Genomic DNA, 3,903 nt, shown 5'->3' with positions numbered 1-3,903 from the left:
TGACCGACCGCGTCGGCAGCTCTGGCGCGTTCGTTGATCGCGGAACCGGCGACTGGTGCCCGACCGGACTACTCGCCGCCGAGCTGCCGCTGGCGGCCGGTCCGAACGTCGTCACGTTGACGAACGCCAGCCGGCTGGAGGACGTCACTGTCGGCCAGGCCGCAGTCGTGGACGACGAGATAGTCCGGGTCGATGCGGTCAACTACGCCAGCGGCACGGTCACCCTCGCGCGCGGCTGCGCCGATACCGTACCGGCCAAGCATCTGGCCGGGGCTCGGGTCTGGTTCTACGACACGTTCGAAGCTGTGGACGAAACGGTCTACAGCCAGGGCGTGACGCTCCAGGCCCGGCTGCTGACGAACACCAGCGAGGGCCAACTGGCCCCGGCGCTGGCCGCCACCGACAGCCTCACCCTGACCGGGCGCCAAGGTAAGCCGTATCCGCCCGGCCAGTTCCGCATCAACGGCAGCGCGTACCCAACGAAAGTCTACGGGGCGCTGTCGGTGAGCTGGGCGAAGCGCGACCGGATCGGCCAGGCCGACCAGTTGATCGATACCACGGTCGGCAACATCGGACCCGAAGATGGGGCGACGGTTACGCTCCTGGTCTACAGCGGCACGACGCTGAAGCGCACCTACGCCGGCCTCACCACCAGCAGTTGGTCCTATCCACTCGCCGAGGTCATGGCGGATGGCCCGCTCCAGGACGTGCGCGTGGTTCTGCGCAGCGTCCGCGACGGCATCCAATCCTGGCAGCAGCACGACATCACAATCGAACGACACGGCCTTGGCTTCCGCCTCGGCGAGGAACTTGGAGGCGTAGCACCGTGACTCTTTATATGGGACCGAATACCGGCCTGCTGATCAATGGCTTGCCGGGAGAAGGGCATTACAACGATCTGATTCGGATGTGGCGCTGGGATGACTTCCTGCGCCAGCCCGTGGTCAAGGGGCGCGTCGCCACACTGCCCACAACCGGCCAGGCCGAGGGGGACACGTACATTTTCACTGGCTCCGGCTCCAATCAGAACCGCCTGGCGCGCTGGTGGGCAACGGGTGCGACCACGGCTATTTGGGAGTACATGCCACCCAGGCTGGGCTGGCGTGTTCAGGTTGCGAACGAGACGACGCCGAGCGGGCAGGTCAAGACGTATGAGTATTCCGGCAGCGCCTGGGTGGAGCTGGTGGGCGGTATGTCGGACGCGCCCAGCGATGGCAGCAACTACGCACGCAACAACGGGGCGTGGGGGAAGCTTGGAACCGCTGCCGTGGCAGACCTCAACGGCATGCCGTTTCTCAATCTGATGCCCGACAGCGGACGATTCGCCGGCATCATCAATCCGCTGATTCTGCGCTTCACTGGGTCGTTTTCCAGCACGTTCCTCTCGCCGTGGAACGGGGCGACGATTACGGACGGCGGGAAGTATATTTACGACAACACCACAAACGGCGGGACGGCGGGCAACATCAACCAGCGCGTCCAAGATTTGCTAGTGGCGATGGGGCGGCCGAGCGGCAGCCTTGCCCGCTACGGGGTGGAGTTCTATACCGCCCTGGTGACAGCAGGGCCGAACGCGACAACGGGTTCCTCTGGGCTCGACGGGACTACCCGCTATCTTCAAATGACCAACGTATCGCGAGCGCTGTTCATCGCCGATGGATGGAGTACGGCCGTTCTGTGGGTGCGCGCTGAAACCGGATCGCTCCATTTCATGCCGGCGGGGGTTCCGACGACAGATTACCGGATATGGCTAAACGGCGAACCCGTTCTACCGGGGCAGGTACTAACCCCCGCTGATGGGTGGAAGCATGTCCGTCTTTCGAAGCGATCCGCGCAAGGGTACGACAACGGCTTTCCGTACTTCTACATGACTCTAGGCGGGGTTGCGGCTATGGCGTGTCCCGCTTTCTTCGGGGGGCTAGTTGACCCCGGAATCCACTTCGCGCCCATTGCAACAGTCAACTCACAGAGCGCATGACAATGACCAAGAGAGTTCTACTGAAAGGCGAGTTCTTCGCAGAGTGGGCCGGGTCGCTTGACGAAGCCGCAGCACTCGCTGGCGTCCCGGTCGGCGACCTGGCGTTCCATCCCGACGACCTCCTCGCCGAGGTCCAGGAGCTACGCCGCCAGGCCTATCGCACCGAGTCCGACCCGCTGCGCCTGGAGGCCGAGTTTGACGCCATAGCCGCTGGCACCGAGCCGGACCTGGCGGCATGGGTCGCAGCTGTCCAGGCGATCAAAGCGCGGTATCCACTACCTGAATAGGTAGTTGTGATGGCGTTCTCGTTTTTGCCACGTTCCGAAAGTCTGATGTCGAGTAGTAGATAGGAACCTTGGGATGGACGAGGTACTGAGGCAAAGGTTGCGGGCTGAACTACTGGAAGTGGGGTTTCTCAACCAGTGCTGCCTTGATCTCATGGAAAGCATGGAGGCTGAGTTCAGTCTCACTAAGGACCAGCGCGAGTGCATCGAGCAGCTCAGCCGATTTCTACGGGAGGGCATCGGCAAGCTGACCGCTCTGTCTGAACGGGTAGCCGATGGCGATATCGTCGTCCTGTGCTGACCTTTTGAAATTCTTTTGCCGCTGGCGAAACGGTTAGGGCGCGTCATTTATTGCGCAAATCCGCGCCAAATTTCGCGCCGCGCTACATTTATCCCGCGCAGCGGTTATTCGCCCCACACCCGGATTGGCGCGTGGAAGTGCGGCTTCCTTCATCGGTCCGGGACAGGTAGGGCGCATAACGCCAACGGCGTTATCCGCCGTTTACCCCGTGCAGCGGCTATTCACCCCACGCCTGGATCGGCGCGTGGAAGAGGGGCGTTATGCGCCGCCGCACGTTCAGTCCTGGCGGCTGGTGACTTCCAGCAGGTGGTAGCCGAACTGGGTCTTCACGGGGCCCTGGACCACGTTCAACGGCGCGCTGAAGACCACCTGGTCGAACTCGCGGACCATCTGGCCGGGGCCGAACGAGCCCAGGTTGCCGCCGTCGCGGCCGGAGGGGCAGGTGGAATGCTCGCGGGCGACTTCGGCGAAATCCGCACCACCTTCGATGGCGGTTTTCAGTTCGTTGCACTTGGCTTCGCTGGAAACCAGGATGTGGCGGGCAGTGGCTCGGGCCATGGGGAAATACTCCTAGGGTGAAACGGCAGAGCCTAGCAGACATCGACGCCAGCACCGACAGCCCACGATCGGAGGAGGCGCTCGACAAGCGTGGCGCGGGCTGCTTGACTCGCCGCCTTTGCGAATCCGGGAACGCCTTCCGATGAGCCAGACTTTCCACGGCAGTTGCCTGTGCGGCGCGCTGCGCTACCGCCTGTCGTCGCCCCCGCGGGCGCTCTCCCACTGTCATTGCAGCCAGTGCCGCAAGGCCCATGGGGCGGCATTCGCCAGTTATGGCAGCGTCCCCGTCGCGGACCTGCACATCGACCGCGGCGCCGACCTGCTCGCCGCGTTCAGCTCCTCCCCCGCCGTGCTCCGGCGCTTCTGCTCGCGCTGCGGCTCGCCGCTGTTCTGGTCAAGGAGCGAAGGCAAGTTCGCCGACTGGGTATCGGTCGCCCTCGGCAGCCTGGACACGCCCTTCCCATCGGAGAAACAGAAGCATGTCCAGGTCGCGTCGATGGCCTGCTGGTACCGGATCGCCGATCACTGGCCACGGCAGGACTGAAACCGGCCGTCGCCGATTCAGTTGCCGCCGTCTTCACGGTCCGCATACACTTCGCCGCATGCGCCGTCGTCTTCGCTTGCTGATCATCCTGCTTCTCAGCCTTACGCTTCCCCTCACCGGGATGGCGGGCATCGAAGCGCCGATGGAGCCCTGCCCCATGCAAAGTATGGGCATGAGCGAAATTTCACTATGCCCAACACACCCGTATCGTAAAACTCGTTGAAATGTATCAAATTAA

The 3,903-nt window shown here is 63.3% G+C and carries 5 protein-coding genes and 1 pseudogene; 5 read left to right on the top strand and 1 reads right to left on the bottom strand.

Annotated features, from left to right (window positions below; translation table 11 throughout):
• From FFS27_RS29995 to FFS27_RS29980, 4 genes and pseudogenes are all read left to right on the top strand, one after another.
• Positions 1-830: pseudogene (locus FFS27_RS29995) on the top strand (hypothetical protein); the annotation flags it as partial.
• On the top strand, positions 827-1,978 hold the full coding sequence (locus FFS27_RS29990; protein WP_023109236.1) for a hypothetical protein: 1,152 nt from the start codon (positions 827-829) through the stop codon (positions 1,976-1,978). The pseudogene FFS27_RS29995 and the gene FFS27_RS29990, both read left to right, overlap by 4 nt.
• Entirely contained in the window at positions 1,975-2,265 is a 291-nt protein-coding gene (locus tag FFS27_RS29985; protein ID WP_031299433.1) for a hypothetical protein, read from the top strand. Before FFS27_RS29990 ends, FFS27_RS29985 begins: the two co-directional genes overlap by 4 nt.
• Before the next feature lie 73 nt (positions 2,266-2,338).
• Positions 2,339-2,563: a DUF7364 domain-containing protein gene (locus tag FFS27_RS29980; RefSeq protein ID WP_003121473.1), complete on the top strand. Its 225-nt coding sequence runs from the start codon at positions 2,339-2,341 to the stop codon at positions 2,561-2,563.
• A 276-nt stretch (positions 2,564-2,839) separates the two neighbouring features.
• On the opposite strand, the gene FFS27_RS29975 is transcribed toward FFS27_RS29980, so the two are convergent.
• On the bottom strand, positions 2,840-3,121 hold the full coding sequence (locus FFS27_RS29975; protein WP_003093561.1) for a peptidylprolyl isomerase: 282 nt from the start codon (positions 3,119-3,121) through the stop codon (positions 2,840-2,842).
• 142 nt (positions 3,122-3,263) lie between these two features.
• Here FFS27_RS29975 and FFS27_RS29970 point away from each other — a divergent pair, with 142 nt between their 5' ends.
• Complete coding sequence (locus tag FFS27_RS29970) at positions 3,264-3,665, top strand: GFA family protein (protein WP_021265305.1); 402 nt, start codon at positions 3,264-3,266, stop codon at positions 3,663-3,665.
• Positions 3,666-3,903 lie beyond the last annotated feature (238 nt).

The sequence above is a fragment of the Pseudomonas sp. 2VD genome (assembly GCF_005503585.1).
GTDB lineage: Bacteria > Pseudomonadota > Gammaproteobacteria > Pseudomonadales > Pseudomonadaceae > Pseudomonas > Pseudomonas aeruginosa.
The sequence above is the reverse complement of the archived record's forward strand: the minus strand, read 5'-3'. Positions and strand labels throughout refer to the sequence as shown.